The organism is Ensifer sp. Root127, from assembly GCF_001425225.1.
Lineage (GTDB): Bacteria > Pseudomonadota > Alphaproteobacteria > Rhizobiales > Rhizobiaceae > Ensifer > Ensifer canadensis.
The window spans coordinates 373544-387890 of record NZ_LMDX01000001.1 but is presented as its reverse complement, the minus strand read 5'-3'; the positions used below and the strand labels follow the sequence as shown (position 1 = coordinate 387890).

General features: G+C 62.0%; 16 protein-coding genes. 8 read left to right on the top strand and 8 right to left on the bottom strand.

Annotation, left to right across the window (positions count from 1 at the left end; all coding sequences use genetic code 11):
• Positions 1-26: 26 nt before the first annotated feature.
• From ASD03_RS01790 to ASD03_RS01780, 3 genes are all read right to left on the bottom strand, one after another.
• Positions 27-449: a SufE family protein gene (locus tag ASD03_RS01790; protein ID WP_025426324.1), complete on the bottom strand. Its 423-nt coding sequence runs from the start codon at positions 447-449 to the stop codon at positions 27-29.
• A gap of 295 nt (positions 450-744) precedes the next feature.
• Positions 745-1467: a hypothetical protein gene (locus ASD03_RS01785; protein ID WP_025426325.1), complete on the bottom strand. Its 723-nt coding sequence runs from the start codon at positions 1465-1467 to the stop codon at positions 745-747.
• 210 nt (positions 1468-1677) lie between these two features.
• Entirely contained in the window at positions 1678-2133 is a 456-nt protein-coding gene (locus ASD03_RS01780; protein WP_025426326.1) for a DUF5330 domain-containing protein, read from the bottom strand.
• Positions 2134-2769: 636 nt separating this feature from the next.
• On the opposite strand from ASD03_RS01780, the gene ASD03_RS01775 reads away from it, so the two are divergent.
• The 3 genes from ASD03_RS01775 (at position 2770) to ASD03_RS01765 (ending at position 5734) form a co-directional block, all read left to right on the top strand.
• Positions 2770-4341, top strand: a complete 1572-nt coding sequence (locus ASD03_RS01775; protein ID WP_057211476.1) for a HAMP domain-containing sensor histidine kinase — start codon at positions 2770-2772, stop codon at positions 4339-4341.
• Positions 4313-5278: a peptidoglycan-binding protein gene (locus ASD03_RS01770; RefSeq protein ID WP_025426328.1), complete on the top strand. Its 966-nt coding sequence runs from the start codon at positions 4313-4315 to the stop codon at positions 5276-5278. Before ASD03_RS01775 ends, ASD03_RS01770 begins: the two co-directional genes overlap by 29 nt.
• A 96-nt stretch (positions 5279-5374) precedes the next feature.
• Entirely contained in the window at positions 5375-5734 is a 360-nt protein-coding gene (locus tag ASD03_RS01765) for a DUF1491 family protein (RefSeq protein ID WP_025426329.1), read from the top strand.
• Positions 5735-5876: 142 nt separating this feature from the next.
• Here ASD03_RS01765 and ASD03_RS01760 read toward each other — a convergent pair whose 3' ends face one another.
• A complete protein-coding gene (locus ASD03_RS01760; protein ID WP_025426330.1) occupies positions 5877-6947 on the bottom strand; it encodes a DUF2336 domain-containing protein in 1071 nt (356 codons plus the stop codon).
• 294 nt (positions 6948-7241) lie between these two features.
• On the opposite strand from ASD03_RS01760, the gene ASD03_RS01755 reads away from it, so the two are divergent.
• The 3 genes from ASD03_RS01755 to ASD03_RS39860 all read left to right on the top strand — a co-directional run bounded on the left by ASD03_RS01755 (position 7242) and on the right by ASD03_RS39860 (position 8841).
• Positions 7242-7925: an SH3 domain-containing protein gene (locus tag ASD03_RS01755; protein WP_025426331.1), complete on the top strand. Its 684-nt coding sequence runs from the start codon at positions 7242-7244 to the stop codon at positions 7923-7925.
• Between the two features lie 145 nt (positions 7926-8070).
• The gene (locus tag ASD03_RS01750) at positions 8071-8355 is read left to right on the top strand and encodes a hypothetical protein (RefSeq protein ID WP_025426332.1); all 285 of its coding nucleotides are present in this window, start codon (positions 8071-8073) and stop codon (positions 8353-8355) included.
• A gap of 312 nt (positions 8356-8667) precedes the next feature.
• Entirely contained in the window at positions 8668-8841 is a 174-nt protein-coding gene (locus tag ASD03_RS39860) for a hypothetical protein (RefSeq protein ID WP_164474925.1), read from the top strand.
• A 163-nt stretch (positions 8842-9004) separates the two neighbouring features.
• On the opposite strand, the gene ASD03_RS01745 is transcribed toward ASD03_RS39860, so the two are convergent.
• The 3 genes from ASD03_RS01745 to ASD03_RS01735 all read right to left on the bottom strand — a co-directional run bounded on the left by ASD03_RS01745 (position 9005) and on the right by ASD03_RS01735 (position 12485).
• Positions 9005-9550 carry a membrane protein gene (locus ASD03_RS01745; protein ID WP_025426333.1) on the bottom strand — a complete coding sequence of 182 codons (546 nt, stop codon included), beginning with the start codon at positions 9548-9550 and terminating at the stop codon, positions 9005-9007.
• Positions 9543-10130 carry a DUF1214 domain-containing protein gene (locus ASD03_RS01740; RefSeq protein ID WP_025426334.1) on the bottom strand — a complete coding sequence of 196 codons (588 nt, stop codon included), beginning with the start codon at positions 10128-10130 and terminating at the stop codon, positions 9543-9545. Before ASD03_RS01740 ends, ASD03_RS01745 begins: the two co-directional genes overlap by 8 nt.
• A gap of 150 nt (positions 10131-10280) precedes the next feature.
• On the bottom strand, positions 10281-12485 hold the full coding sequence (locus ASD03_RS01735) for a transglycosylase domain-containing protein (RefSeq protein ID WP_025426335.1): 2205 nt from the start codon (positions 12483-12485) through the stop codon (positions 10281-10283).
• A 264-nt stretch (positions 12486-12749) separates the two neighbouring features.
• On the opposite strand from ASD03_RS01735, the gene ASD03_RS01730 reads away from it, so the two are divergent.
• Together ASD03_RS01730 and ASD03_RS01725 are read left to right on the top strand one after the other, a co-directional pair.
• A complete protein-coding gene (locus ASD03_RS01730; protein ID WP_025426336.1) occupies positions 12750-13217 on the top strand; it encodes a YcgN family cysteine cluster protein in 468 nt (155 codons plus the stop codon).
• Positions 13218-13325: 108 nt separating this feature from the next.
• Positions 13326-13835, top strand: a complete 510-nt coding sequence (locus ASD03_RS01725; RefSeq protein WP_025426337.1) for a GNAT family N-acetyltransferase — start codon at positions 13326-13328, stop codon at positions 13833-13835.
• Positions 13836-13898: 63 nt separating this feature from the next.
• Here the strand turns inward: ASD03_RS01725 and ASD03_RS01720 are convergent, their stop codons facing one another.
• Positions 13899-14234 carry an MmcQ/YjbR family DNA-binding protein gene (locus ASD03_RS01720; RefSeq protein ID WP_025426338.1) on the bottom strand — a complete coding sequence of 112 codons (336 nt, stop codon included), beginning with the start codon at positions 14232-14234 and terminating at the stop codon, positions 13899-13901.
• Positions 14235-14347: the final 113 nt, after the last annotated feature.

Below are 14347 nucleotides of genomic sequence, written 5' to 3'. Positions count from 1 at the left end.
GTGAATGCATGGGGACGGCCGCGATCTCAGGCGGCGAGGCGGGTCTCGGCTTCGTTCTTGATCCGCCGGATCATCGAGCGCAGGCCGTTCGCCCGTTGCGTCGACAGATGTTCGATCAGGCCGATCTTGCTGAAAGTAACGATGGCATCCAGCCTGGAAATCTCGGAGGCACGCTTGCCGGAATAGATCGTAAGCACAATGGCGACCAGTCCGCGCACGATGTGGGCGTCGGACTCGCCTTCGAAGAGCAATACCGGATCTTCCGGGTCGCCGGTCGCCTGGGTGGCGAGCCAGACCTGGCTGGCGCAGCCTTGCACCTTGTTCTCACTGGTGCGCTTGGCGTCCGGCATCTCGGGCAGGGCCTTGCCGAGTTCGATCACATAGCGGTAGCGATCCTCCCATTCGTCCAGGAAGGCGAAGTCGTCGATGATCTGGTCAAGCGTGGTCATGGTCCGGTCCGTTTGTCGACACCGTCAGGCGGCGCGCTTGTCCGCCCGAGGTCAGTGCCTCTGCTCCGATCCCCAGCAGTCCTTACGGTGCCGGGATCGTTGTGACCCTCATATAGGTGATGGTAGCACAGATGAGAACCGCGAATTGCCAACTCGGACGCATCAGAGTTCGATTCGGGCGAGGATCTACAGCGCCGCGCGTCTTATTAGACGCGCAAAGGTCGCTGTAGCACTTTGAATTGCTGCCTGTTGTTATCCTCAAATCGAATGGGATTTAAGGAAACATGCAGTAGCGCTAGATCGAAACGCTTGTAGGAATTGCGATGGCACCGGCAGCCGCGCCGACTGTTGAATCCAGAGATGCAATCGAGGTGGTGAGGGAGGCGCTTGCTTTCCTGGCGTCGTCCGCGTCGCTGCCAGCGCCCTCAGCGCGCAGATCCTGCTCCGCTTTCCTCAGCAATTGCTTGAGCTGTTCGGCAAGTGCCTTGAACTCTGCAACCGTCCTCGCATCGGAGTTTTCCTCCGAACTCCCGGAGCTGAATTCGCGGTAGGCGCGTTCGGCAAGGGACGATGGCTCTGTCTTGTCGGCGCTGTTGCCTTCTTCGCCGCCGGCATTCGCCATCTCGTCGGCATTCACTTCCATCGCCGCCGATGCAACCGTTGTTGCTGCGGATGCGGCACCGGCCGCCGTGTCGCCACCGGCCAGGCCGGACGAGCCGCCACCGGCGAATTGCTGTGCGGCCGCGCCAAGCTGCTGGGCCAACTGTTTTGCAAGCCTTGCAAGCGTCTCCGGGTCCGAGGCCCAGAACCGCAGCATCTGCATCTGCTCCTTCAACTCGTCCAATTTCTTCTTGGCAATGGCCTTGCGGTTGGCGGCGGTCTCATCGTCCGTACGCAAAAGATTCAGAAGGGAAGATCTGCTCTTTTGCTCCAGCGGCGCCACGTCGGTGCCCGCTTGCGATCCGGCCGCGGGGACACGCGTTGCGCTCGCATTTGAAAAGAACCCGTATATCTGCATCGGGGCAGTCTCCGCTGAATGTGCGGGGACCTAAACAGCCATGTCTTGTGCGGACCTGTTGCTGGACCGCCCCTCGGTTGCAAACCGAAAAAAGAAAACGCCGCGAGGGGATGGGATCCTCGCGGCGGCCGCAAGAAGGCGGCAAGTCAGGCAGTGTCAAAGGATGGCTCGGCGGCGGTCGCGCGGACCTGCTGCCACGGCAAGAAATGTTTACTTGGCGAGGGACGCCTTCGGGTCGAGGCGCTTTTCCGGAACCGGCGTACGCTTGAACACCGGAGCCGTCTCCGCAGCGGTCTGTTCGACCGGCGCCACCAGCGTGGCGGCAGCCTCGGTCGCCTGACCGACAGTGCCGGTCGTTACCTTGGCATCGGGCTTGATCGCATCGGTTTCGGCAAACTGGGTGTCAAGGAATTCATAGGCGATGCGGGCGCCTTCCCGGGCCCGATGGCCAAGTGCGACGAAGGTTTCAGCACCCTTCTCGCAGACCTCCGGCTTCTGGATGCAGATGGCGCTGATATACTGGAATGCCTCATTGGCGGCCGAGAAGGTATCGCCGAGCTCGACCTTCGGTCCGTGCTCCAGCTTCTGCGCGCTCGACGGATCGAGGAACGGCAGCAGCACCAGCACCATCGAAAACCAGAATGTCGCCTTGATGAGAAACCACATGTTCTGCCCATCCTATATTCGGCTGCCGCGCCCGCCGGTCTTCTAGCCGGTTTTACTGCTTTCGGCATCCTGGAGCGCCGCAGTATCCCCTGATACCCGTTCACGCCCGCCGTCGTTTGCATGAGGACCGCCGTCTTTCGTCGCCCGGCCCTTTGTTGAGACTGACATTAGGCAGGGAATCACAAGACCGCTTTTCAAAAACCCGCAGCATTTGTTTCGAATTTTAATGAAATTCCCGATTTTGAGGATTTGCCGGGCATTTGTGTCGCATTTTAGCTTTCGCCGTTAAGGTTCATGGCGGCGGGCCGCCGGCAAAGGCCGAAAGCGTGGGCAACGGCACCGGGGCGCCCTGCCCAAATCCTTAACGTGAGGCGGAAAATGCACGGAAATCCGTTGCTTACGCCCCGTTAACCACAAGAAATGAAGGTCGCCCGAATTGCCTCAAAACGGGATTTTTCAGGCATTTGGCGCCGTTCCGGGACAGTCCCGTTTATTCTTTCATTAAGCCGGGGATGCGAGATTCCGACATGTCACGAGGCAGTTCGAATGGCGGCCCGCATGAAGCGGAAATCGGTCACGCTCAGTCTCGCAAGAACAACAAATGTGGCAGGGTAAGGCGTGAGCGTATTGCGTGACATGGCTGGCAGATGGACGTCCCGCGTGGACGAGGCCGCTGCCCTGTGGTTGCCCCGCCGCGAGGCTGGCTCCGCCATTGGCCGTCGGGACCTCAAGCGTCTGCGTACGGTCGCTGCCGTCTCCCTGACAGCACTTCCGGCAGTACCGCTGGCGCTTGCGCTCGCCATGCCCGTTTCCTCCGCATTGCCGCTTGGGACCGCTCTTTGGGCGTCCGCCTCGCTGCTGGCCGCTGCTACCGCCATTGCTCGTGGACGCGGCAACCAGGCCTCGGAAACGCTCGAGCCGGCTGTACCAGATCTTCCGGATCTTTCGGCCGCCTACGACCTTTTTGCCGGTCTTGTCACCGTGCACGATCTGCGCGGCAATGTTCTCTCCATTCACGGCCGTGACTCGGCCGAGCATCTGACCCTGATGCGCGACCCGGGCGGCCGCGGCTTCATCGAGCAGATCCACGTCTCCGATCGCATCACCTTCCTGAGCGCGATCGATATTCTGCGCCAGGGCGGCGAGCGGGCGACCGTCAACATTCGCATCGAGCGCCGGTCGCTGCCGGCTGAAGGCGAACAATTCGTCCATATGTGCTGCGAACTCGCACCGCTTCTCGACCGCAACGGCGGTCTGACGGCGATCCTGGCACAGTCGCGCGATGTATCGCAGGAAGCACGGCTGCGCGTCGAAGCTGCGGCGAGAACCGCAGAAGCGGAATCGGCCAACGATGCCAAGACCCGTTTCCTTGCCGCCGTCAGCCATGAACTGCGCACGCCGCTCAACGCCATCCTCGGCTTCTCCGACGTGCTGACGGGCGAGTATTTCGGCAAGCTCGAAAACGACCGCCAGCGCGAATATGTCAGCCTGATCCACAAGTCGGGCGAGCACCTTCTGTCGGTCGTCAATACGATGCTCGACATGAGCAAGATCGAAGCGGGCCGCTACGAGCTGGTTCCCGAGCCCTTCCGCGTGGCCGAGGCGGTCGCGGCCTGCGAAGCGATGCTGTCGCATCAGGCCCAGGAAAAGGGCGTCAAGCTGGCGAGCCGCGTGACCCGCAGTGTCGGCGAGATCAATGCCGACCAACGCGCCTTCCAGCAGGTTCTGATCAACCTTGTCGGAAACGCCATCAAGTTCACCGACCACGGCGGCATGGTGACGATCGACGCCGAGCTTGACGGTCCGGCCTTGAAGCTGACCGTCAGCGACACCGGCATCGGCATCGCCGCCGACAAATTGCAGATGTTGGGGCAACCCTTCGTCCAGATCCAGAACGACTACACCCGCCGTTACGAGGGCACCGGTCTCGGTCTCTCGCTGGTCAAGGGCCTCGTGGCGCTTCACGGCGGCGAGGTCGCGATCCGCAGCCGCGAGCGCGAAGGCACAGTCATCACTGTTACGCTGCCCAGCGACGGGTCCGGCATCGTCGAGGCCAATCGCGAGGAACCGCGCTCGGCCGTGACCGTCGAATTTCCGCCGCGGCTGAGAGATAGTGACACGCAGGCGGTTGCCGATGGCGACCGATTCGAAAGGACGGGTTTGAACGAGGAACGGGGATATGGCGCCGCGCAAGCGAAAACAGCCTGATCGCAAGAAGGCGGCGCGTTCCGCGCCAGGCCTTGCCATGCGTGGGCTGGCTCTCGCCGGCCGCGGGGTTGCGCTTGCTGGACGGCTGGCGGCCCGGCACCCGTTGAGTGCCGGCGGTTCGGCTGCCTTTGTTGTGGTCTTCTCCTTCGTTGCTGCAAACGCCATGTGGTACCAGCATGGCGCCCATCCATCGCCGTTGCTTCGCACCCGCGTGCCGCTTGTCAGTCCAGAGACCGCCGAGCGCATCGCCGTCGCCAAGGGCGCCGAGATCGAGCCGCGCAACGTCACCACCTTCGTCATCAAGCGCGAGGACGACAAGGCGACGGAAAACGTCGAGGAGGTGATCGCGGCGGTCCCGTCTGAGGCGCCTGCCGAAAAGCCGTCGCCCGAACGTGTCGCCTCGGTGCCGGAGACGTCCGCGTCACCACTGGTCGCCGATATCCAGAAGGAACTGAACCGCATCGGCCTTTATGATGGCGTGCCGGATGGACGCACAGGCCCGCGCACGTCAGCCGCAATCCTGCGATTTGAGAAGCAGGCCGGACGCACCGAGACAGGCGCCGTGAGCGCCGAACTGCTGCGCGCCCTGCGCACGACATCTGGCCAGAAGATGGCCGCGGCACTGCCGGCAAGCCGGCCCTACGCCGATCCGAAACGTGCAGTTGCCGATGTCGACCCTGTCGCCGCAGCCATCCGCTCGGCCGAGACCGACAAGATGCTGATTCCGCGTGCCGAGATCCCGGTGTCGAGCGAGCTGGTCCTGGACATCCAGAAGGGCTTAAGCAACCTCGCCTATGCCGACATCGTCGTCGACGGCGTTGCGGGGGACCAGACGCGTGCAGCGATTCGCCATTTCGAGAAGCACTACCGGTTGCCGCAGACCGGTGAGCCCAATGCCAAAGTGCTGAAGAAGCTCAAGGAGATCGGCGCGCTTTGAGGGACCTTCTCACGGGCGCGTCTCCCATCCGTTGAACACATTCTTGTCGCGGCAGCCAATTTGCATGCCTGGCTCCGCCCGTGTACAGGCATGTCCATGCGTCTCAAATCCCACATTTTCGTCTCCGCGTTGCTGCGCCGCGCCTTTGCGCTCGGTGGGTACGCAGCTATCCTGCGCAAGGGGGCGGAGGACGCTGGCGCGATCTTTATTCGTCAACGCACGCGGATGGGTACCGAAACGCTGTTTGCACCGGCGCCGCAGAACTTCTTCGATGACGACGCCAATATCGGTCGCAAGTTCGAGATCCGCTTGAAGGATCGCGATGGCGACGCCGTGGATGATGCACTCTCCCGTGAAATCCGTTTCGATCCGGATTGCTGGATCGTCGAGATCGAGCTGGACGATCGCGCCGACCTGTTCGATGTCGTGCCGGAAGACGGCGCAAACCACTCTTGAACCATATGTGAGAGCTGGGCCGGCTCGGTCGTGACCAGGACTAGAGCATTTCCAGGAAAAGTGCGAAGCGGTTTTCCGTCAGGAAATGCGTAAAAACAAAGAGATAGAGCGTTTGTTCGGTTCCGTCTAAATCGGAAACGCTCTAACGGCGGCCGAACACCCGTTGCGGCTTGGCGCCGCCGGCGGCCCCGGCTACCTTGCGGACGGTCAGCTGGCACGCATCATTGGCATGGTCATCCGCAAGATAGGGCTGGTGCCGTGCCGCGGGCGCGTCCCGTTCCTCGGATTGCAGCCAGGCGTCAAGCTGTTCGCGGCTCGATGTCGGGTCCATGGCGCCGGTCAAGGCTTCAGCGCGCGTGGTGCCGCCGATGCGTTCGGCGAGGTGCGGATAAAGCGACTGCAGCACGAAGGTGAGATCGTCGGTCGGCAGCGATAGGGCGATCAGGCTCGTCGCCAGCTGTTGGCCGGAAACGTCGAGAAGAATGCGCTCGACCAGGTGCCCTCCGGCATCGAGCGCCGTCGCCAGCGCACGCGAAAACAGGATGATCTCGCCGCTGCGGGCAAAGCGCACCAGGAGGGCGCTTAGCGTAGTGCTGATCGGTATAATGGTAGATGCGGCGGCAGCCGCCTCGTGCGCCGCGACACGGGCAAGTGTCTTGATTTCGGTGCGCAAGGTTTCCTCGCGCGCGGCCCTTGCAGCATCGACATCCGGCTCGGCCAGCGTTGAAGGCGCAGCGACTGTCTGTTGCCGCACGTCCGGGCGGGCGGAAAGGCCGGCGGGGTTGTGGTGCTCGACCAGGGCATCGATCACGGAAGGCGACAGAGCGGTGCGGCGGGCGATTGCACCGGCGTGGGCCGCTCCCTGCTGGCGGATGATGCCGATAAGCGTTCGATCCGACAGGGCCTGCGAACGGGTCAGGAAAATGGCGGCGATCGAGATCGGCATGCTGCCGATCAGGGCTGCGACCGGCTCCGGAACATGGGGGCACTGCGACAGCGCGGCGGCGGCCTGACGGCGCGCTTCGCTGCTGGAGCCGAGGAACAGCGGCTCGAACAATTCGGAAAATTGCTTCATGTCGGACTTGCGAGGGATCCGCAGGCTTTCGAAACCGCTGACGGTTGCCATCAGGACGACGTCCTTCAAGCGGCCCGTCTGTGGCCTTTCCAACTCACGAAAGCGATCCGTCACGATAAATCCTTGCACGCAAAACATGATCGCCATTGCCGGCGATCCGGAACGGCACACGTCACTAAAAATAAAAGAAAAGCGTTAGCGTACTGTTAACTATGGACGTTGGGGCTTTATTCAGGCTTGCGGCGTGCGAGCGGCTGGTGATTTTGTGCGCTTTCTATCGCAAAGCCCTGCTTCCTGTGGGCTCGATCGTTTCCAGCCTTAAAAAATCCACAAGCGGCTTTAAGTGATCGCGGTGACGGTGAAGGGTTCCGGACGCCCGCCGACGCAAGAGGGCTTAGTGAAGAGGGGCCTTCCGATGGGAGAAAGCTTACTGTGAAGAAAATAGTGTTGCGCGCAGCGGCCATATGCGCGCTTTTCCTGGCGCCGGCGATTGCCGAGGCGGCAGAGGGGTTTGCAACCGCCAACGTCAATATGCGGTCCGGTCCGAGCACGCGCTATCCGGCAGTGTCGTTGATCCCGGCCGGAGAAGCCGTCGAAATCCACGGCTGTCTTGCCGATCTGCCCTGGTGTGACGTTTCCTTCTTTGGCGGCCGCGGCTGGGTCGCCGGACGCTATGTGCAGGCGGATTATCGTCGCAACAGGGTCTATGTCGAACCGCAATATTACCGCCCGCTCGGTATCCCGACGGTGGTCTTCCAATTCGATCGCTACTGGGACCGCAACTATCGCGGCCGTGACTTCTATCGCGACCGTGACCGGTGGCGTCGTGGGCCGGATTGGGTCGACGACAACCGTCGCCCGCGGGACTGGGAACGTCAGCGTGACCGCGATCGCCGCGAGTGGGAACGCGACCGCACCCGGCAGGACTGGGAGCGTAACCGCAGAGACGGCGAGCGCTGGGACGATCAGGCAGGCGGCGATGACCGCCGCGACTGGGAACGTCAACGGGACCGCGATGGCACCCGCGTGCGCGAGGACTTCGAAGATGGTTACGGCGGCGCTCGCCCGGTTCCATTGATTCGATGCCAGGCGATGGACCCATCCTGCGTGGAGTGATGCGAGTGGTGGGCGATGCGCCCAGCTTTCGGACGGGCGGCCCAAGGGCCGCCCGTTTTTCGTTGGCGTTCGGATTTTCGCTGCTCTCGGTCGGAACCATTGCCGTTGCGATGCGTTGAAAGCGGGCAAGAGAAGGAGCGTTGCAATGGTAGAAAAGAAACTGCAGGCGGTGCGTGACACGGTCGAGAGTGAAGTCGAAGCATCGGCTGCTCGCGTCGAGTTGGAAGCGCAGATTGCCGAGTTGCGCGCCGAGATTGCCCGGCTGACCGATAGCGTGTCGGCGATCGGGTCCGGTGCAAAAGCGGTTGTTCAGAGCGAAGCGGAGTTGATGACCGAGCGGGTGCGAGAGCGCGTCCGTGAAGAGCCGATTTCGACGCTTCTGACCGTTGCCGGCGTTTCCTTCCTGTTTGGACTGTTGTCCAGGCGCTAGCCATTCCCGTTCCGCCCGAAGCTGTTACCCCGGATACAGTGTTTTGTTTTTCCGGGGAACATACTCCCACAGGTTAGGGGTGCAGATGCGGCGTTAACCATCTGTTAACCAGCCTATGGCTCAATCGAAGCGGACCGTCTATGATTGGTCTGTACCACTTGAGCAAGCAGCAACCTCCGGGCGACCGGAAGAAGGAGAAGATGAGAAAAGCGCGCCTGTCCGGGCACTGCCCGGGAAAATGCGCTGGCCCCGAAAGGGCAGGGTGAAATCTGTACGGTAGTTCATCCGTCTCAAGCCTATATGGAGACGAGCATGGCAGACGTGATCAGAATGCAGGACCACAAGGTCCAAATGCCACCACGCAGACCTCCGGCCATATCGGGCGGAGCAAAAGTGCTTCTGTTTACCGGAATCCGCTACGAGCGTCTCGATGGCCGCGATCCGCAGCCAACCGCGCCCGACGGACGTCGGATCAAGAAGCAGTAGTTATATCCACCGCCCATGTGTCGGCTGCATCGGCCGGCCTGCGCACGGCTTTGCTTGTGCCAACAACGCTCCGCCCCTTGCGGTCGCGTTCATCTTCTCCACGACATCGAGATAGGAACGGCAAGGCTGAAGGCCGCGTACCCTGTCCGAGGGACTGCGCTGACTAACGACGGAACGGCTCGCAGCTTGATTCCGCCAGGAAGTTCCGGACCTGATCCTCGAAGCTGTCGAGCGGCGCCATGGCGCGCAGCACCGCATAGCCATCCTCTTCCTTCATCTCCACCATGATCGATTGTGCCAGAGCTTCCGGCGGCGTCTTGCGCAGTTCCACCAGCTGGATCGGCGTCGCAACCACGAGGTCGAGCCTGCCGTTGACGGCGGTGTGGTCGTTCATGCTGAAGACCTCATTCGATGCGCTGTCGAAAACCGCAAGCGACCAGAAAGGTACCGCACCTCTGGCGAGGAACCGCGCCGGACCGTCGGTGATCGAAAAGCTGCAGACGGCCGTGCGGAGATAAGGGTCGTCGTTGCTGAGGCCGGTCGGTCCAGGGGTACTCGTCAAAGAAAAGAAGCTGTCCATCTCGAGAAGACCGAGAACGCGCGTATAGGCGTCGCGACCGGTAAATTGCGGCAGCACCAGCACGATGATGATATGCAGCAGTGCTGCGCCCACGAGACCAAGGATGGAAGCGAACAGAACACTACGCATCGCCGCATCCCGTTTTCACGATTTTCGGCATGGCGAGATCGATAAGGCCGGAGGAACCTGCCGTCGGGGTATCGAGCAGCGTCAGGACCAGCCGGAAGGTTCCGGAATGCCGTAACGCTACCCAGTTGTCCGGCTTGGCGTTCGGCGAGACATGGATGGTGAAGGAACTGTCTTCGGCGCGCAGCACCGTCCACGAGTTGATCGCCGAAGGCAGATCCGAGCCGGGGCGCAGCGGCACGCCATCGGCATTCGCTGCATAGAGCGTCCAGAATCGCGCCTGCGGCGTCAGCCCCGAGACATCGTAGGAGCAGGCGGCCGACAGCTTCTCGCCCCTGTCGTCGACCTGTGCCATGAACATCAGCCCTTCGGCGCCGCCATAGAGCAGTTCGCCGGCCCGGGCGCGATGTGCCTTGGCATAGGGGTCGGCATTCTCGGTCTGTGCTTCGGGGAAGGCGACCCACGGGCCGATCGAGATCGAGCCGAAACCGACCGTCGCCTTCAGCGCCCAGACGGCTGAAGCGATGCCGCCGCCGAAGGCGATGGCAAGGGCAAGGGCGACGAGGAGGGGAATTCGGAACAAGGGCGGCTCTATCGAATATGGTTATGCATAGGCGCAATGCGCCGCGCAGCCCATGTCTCGCCCAAACGGGCGCGCGACGCAACGGCGATCATCGCGCCGACCTGGCAACCGGTATCGATCCGGCCGTTCAATTCAAGGTTTCGAGCGCGTTCAATTGCTGGCGGCATTCGGGAGAGCCTGTTGGGAGGACCCGCCGTCGGCGGCGCCGAGTACGGCGACTTTGCCGCCGCTCCTTTCCGGCGCCTTCAAGGCGGGGGCCTTTTCGAAGGTATCGCCCACCGAACGCAGGAGCCGTGTCACGTCTGCCGATAGCGACCGCGGCCGCACCAGCGGCGGCAGGGCATTTTCATCCGGCTTGGCATTGGCGACCTCCGGTTGCTTGCTCGGTGCAGGCGCCGGGGACGTTATCCCCGGTATCTGGCGGTGCTCGATGCCCTGTTCGGCATAATCCATCAGCCGCTTGAAGGTCATTGCCGGCAGCGAACCGCCGGTCATGTTGTTGGTCGAAGTATAGTCGTCGTTTCCGAACCAGACCGCCGTCGTGTAGTCACCGGTAAAACCGACGAACCAGGCGTCGCGATAGGCCTGGGTGGTGCCGGTCTTGCCGCCGGTAACGATGCCGTTGTCGAGGGCCGCCTTGCGTGCCGTGCCGATCACCGGGATCTGCGTCAGCATCGAATTCATCGATGCGTTGGCCTGCTCGGAAAGGATGCGTCTGGCCGGCGGTTCGTCGCGGGAAAAGTCGTAGAGGATGTCGCCGTCATAATTCAGGATCTGGCTGATGCCGTGGCGGCGTGATTGTAGGCCGCCGGCTGGGAACACGGCATAGGCCGTCGCCTGGTCGAGTACCGTCACTTCGGAGGTGCCGAGCGGCATCGTCTTGTCGGTGCGCAGTGGCGTTTCGATGCCCATGTTCTTGGCGGTCTGCGCGATCAGCTCCGTGCCGAGCTTGTCCTTGGCGAGGCGCACCGGGATCGAGTTGATCGACCTAGCGATCGCCGTCAGGATGGTGATGCGGCCGGCATAGCTGCGGCCGTAATTCTGCGGTGACCATCCGCGCCAGGTGATCGGTGCGTCGACGACGATGGTCTCCGGCGTCATGCCTTTTTCCATGGCCGCCGCGTAGGTGTAGACCTTGAAGGAAGACCCCGGTTGGCGCAGCGCCCGCGTGGCGCGGTTGAACTGGCTCTCGCCATAGTCGCGGCCGCCGACCATCGCCCTGACAGGACCTCCGTTTTCGACCATCACCAGTGCGCCCTGCTTCACATGGAAGCTCTCGCCATATTGCCGAAGGCTGGACTCGACCGAATCCTCGGCCGCATTCTGCAGCCCCATGTCGATGGTGGTGCGCACGATGAGTGAATGCTGGGCAAATGGCCGGGCGATGCGCTGCACTTCGTCAAACGCCCAGTCGAGGAAGAAGTCGGGCGCCTTCACCTGGGCGCGATCGATGACGGTTGCCGGGTTGAGACGTGCCGCAATCACTTGGCCCTCAGTCATCAGCCCGCCCTGGACGAGGTTTGTCAAAACCTCGTTGGCGCGGCCGCGGGCGGCCGGCAGGTTGACGTGCGGGGCGTAGCGCGCCGGTGCCTTGAAGAGGCCGGCGAGCATGGCGGATTCCGCCAGGTTGACGTCGGTGATCGCCTTGCCGAAATAAAACTGCGCCGCTGCCGCAGCACCAAACGTCCCGCCGCCCATATAGGCGCGGTCGAGGTAGAGCCGCAGGATCTCTTTCTTCGAAAGGTTGGATTCGAGCCAGATGGCCAGAAACGCTTCCTTGATCTTGCGCTCGATCGTGCGCTCGTTCGACAGGAACAGGTTCTTGGCGAGCTGCTGCGTCAGCGTCGAGCCGCCCTGGACGACACCGCCGGCGCGTGCATTCTCGGTCATGGCGCGGGCGAGCCCGAGAAAATCGATGCCGTAGTGGTCGAAGAAGCGCCGGTCTTCCGTTGCGAGCACAGCCTTGATCAGATGATCCGGCAATTCGTCGATCGGCACGGAATCTTCGTGAATGATGCCGCGATGGCCGATTTCGTTGCCGTAGCGGTCAAGGAAGGTGACGGCGAAATCGCTTTGCGCCCGCCAGTTGCCCTTGGTCTCCTCGAAGGCCGGAAGAGCGAGAGCCAGCATCAGCACCGAGCCGGCCGTTCCCCAGGTCATACCTTCACCGAGGACCTCGAAGACCGCCTTCTTCCAGCCCGTGACGCGGAAGCGGCGGAAGAAAATAGTGGTATCTTCCCACCATTGTGAGAGTTTGAACCCGGCATTCCAGACCGTCGAATCGATCCAGGAATCGATTCTCAGAAAGATGTGCCGCTTTTTCGGCCGGTTATCGTCTTTCCTCGGTTCCCGCACGGTCTCAACGTCCTGAAGGCTTTTGGCATCATGCCGGTGCCGCGCGATATTTGCACGGCGTCAAATTCCAATCTACTTGCATATCGCGCCGGTGGCCTTAAAAAACCGGCAATTTTCTGCGAAATTTCTCTCCTGCATGTTTCCTTTGGTCGTCGCCGATTAAAGGACAAACCTGCAGCAACTCAAATCGCTACTGTGACCTTTGCACGTCTGATAAGACGTGCCGCGCAGTAGCGCGACCGATTTGACGAAAGTGTGATGGCGATGGGCGAAATGCCTTTCTGGAAGGCGAAGAGCCTTGACGAGATGAATGACGCGGAGTGGGAAAGCCTCTGCGACGGCTGCGGGCTCTGTTGCCTCAACAAGCTCGAGGATTGGGAAACGGCAGAGATCGCCTGGACCTCGATCCGCTGCACGCTGCTCGACGGCGAGAGCTGTCGGTGCAAGGACTATCCGAACCGTCAGGCAACGGTGCCGGATTGCATTCAGCTGACGCCGGACGCGGTGCGCGAGATTACCTGGCTGCCGCCGACCTGCGGCTATCGGCTGGTGGCGGAAGGCCGCGACCTCTATTGGTGGCATCCGCTGCTCTCGGGCGATGCCGAGACGGTGCACACCGCCGGCATTTCCGTGCGTGGCCGCACCGTTGCGGAAGACGGCATCGACATCGAGGACTACGAGGATTACCTCGTGACCTGGCCGCTGGAAGTCGGCGAGAAAAGTTTGGGTTAACAGCCTGTTAGCTGCCCTTGCGGAATCGGTTTTGGAACGGGGCGCCATTGCAGGCACTGCGGAGAGCAGCTAGAGATCGGTGGTATTCCATCGTTCTCAGGCATTCCGATGATCAGCACCGACCGCCTCATTCTCCGCAGACCGCAGCTGGAGGATTTCGAGCCCTATCAGCAGATGTGGTCGGATCCAGAGATCCTTCGTCATATCGCACCGGCCCCCTTTTCCGGCGAACAGATGTGGACGCGGTTTTTGCGTCAGGAGGGCGGCTGGCAGTTCTTTGGCTTCGGTTATTTCGTGATCGTAGAGAGAAGCTCCGGGCGCTTCGTCGGGCAGGTCGGCTTTCAGGAACTGCGCCGCGAGATTTCTCCCGCCCTGACCGGGACGATGGAGACCGGCTGGACGATCGCGCCTGAGGCGCAGGGACGCGGTTATGCCAGCGAAGCTGCGCATGCGGCTTTCGGCTGGGCGCGGGAACATCACGCCGGACGCCGCGTAACCGCTATCGTCAGCCCGGCCAATGCGGCATCGATCAGAATCGTGGAGAAACTCGGCATGCGGCCGTTCGCGCAGACGGAGTATCACGACAAGCCGGTCACGCTTTTCGACTATGTTCTCTGAGACGATTGCCTGCGGATAGAAGGTCGTCTGCAGACGGCTTTCGAAACGTCGATGCCGGCCGCGTCAATGACGGCCGTTCTTCTTCACCAGGCTTTTGGGGGCAACATTGCGCCACGCGGTTTCCATCGACTGGCGAACGAGATCCTCGTCGGCCTCGACAAAGTAGAGCGAGGTCCAGCCCTTGTTGCCCCAGCCACCGGGGACCGCAGCGCAGACGCCGGGTTCCATTTCCAGCAGCATGCGCTGCTGATCCGGTGTGAACTTGAAAACCGCCCGCCCTGCCTCGGGCAGAGACATGAAGATGCGCTTGCCCACACGGAAGTCCCGCGTGCCGAAATGGGCATTTTCTTCCGTTCCCGGCAGGCTCAGCGCCAGTTTTTCAATCTCGTCGGTCAGCATGGAAAAAGAGTAACACGGTTTTTCCGATTGGCCAAAAGGCAGGAAATCGCCACACGGCTGGCCATACGCGCGGCTCGATACGCCACCGCGGGAGGCGGGATTCACAGCGTTGT

Bases quoted from the DNA above. Each gene is read 5' to 3' on its own strand.
- ASD03_RS01760 (WP_025426330.1), bottom strand. From the start codon at position 6,947: ATGTTTTGCGTGCAAGGATTTATCGTGACGGATCGCTTTCGTGAGTTG.
- ASD03_RS39860 (WP_164474925.1), top strand. From the start codon at position 8,668: ATGGCAGACGTGATCAGAATGCAGGACCACAAGGTCCAAATGCCACCA.
- ASD03_RS01765 (WP_025426329.1), top strand. From the start codon at position 5,375: ATGCGTCTCAAATCCCACATTTTCGTCTCCGCGTTGCTGCGCCGCGCC.
- ASD03_RS01725 (WP_025426337.1), top strand. From the start codon at position 13,326: ATGATCAGCACCGACCGCCTCATTCTCCGCAGACCGCAGCTGGAGGAT.
- ASD03_RS01785 (WP_025426325.1), bottom strand. From the start codon at position 1,467: ATGCAGATATACGGGTTCTTTTCAAATGCGAGCGCAACGCGTGTCCCC.
- ASD03_RS01790 (WP_025426324.1), bottom strand. From the start codon at position 449: ATGACCACGCTTGACCAGATCATCGACGACTTCGCCTTCCTGGACGAA.
- ASD03_RS01730 (WP_025426336.1), top strand. From the start codon at position 12,750: ATGGGCGAAATGCCTTTCTGGAAGGCGAAGAGCCTTGACGAGATGAAT.
- ASD03_RS01780 (WP_025426326.1), bottom strand. From the start codon at position 2,133: ATGTGGTTTCTCATCAAGGCGACATTCTGGTTTTCGATGGTGCTGGTG.
- ASD03_RS01720 (WP_025426338.1), bottom strand. From the start codon at position 14,234: ATGCTGACCGACGAGATTGAAAAACTGGCGCTGAGCCTGCCGGGAACG.
- ASD03_RS01750 (WP_025426332.1), top strand. From the start codon at position 8,071: ATGGTAGAAAAGAAACTGCAGGCGGTGCGTGACACGGTCGAGAGTGAA.
- ASD03_RS01770 (WP_025426328.1), top strand. From the start codon at position 4,313: ATGGCGCCGCGCAAGCGAAAACAGCCTGATCGCAAGAAGGCGGCGCGT.
- ASD03_RS01745 (WP_025426333.1), bottom strand. From the start codon at position 9,550: ATGCGTAGTGTTCTGTTCGCTTCCATCCTTGGTCTCGTGGGCGCAGCA.
- ASD03_RS01775 (WP_057211476.1), top strand. From the start codon at position 2,770: ATGGCTGGCAGATGGACGTCCCGCGTGGACGAGGCCGCTGCCCTGTGG.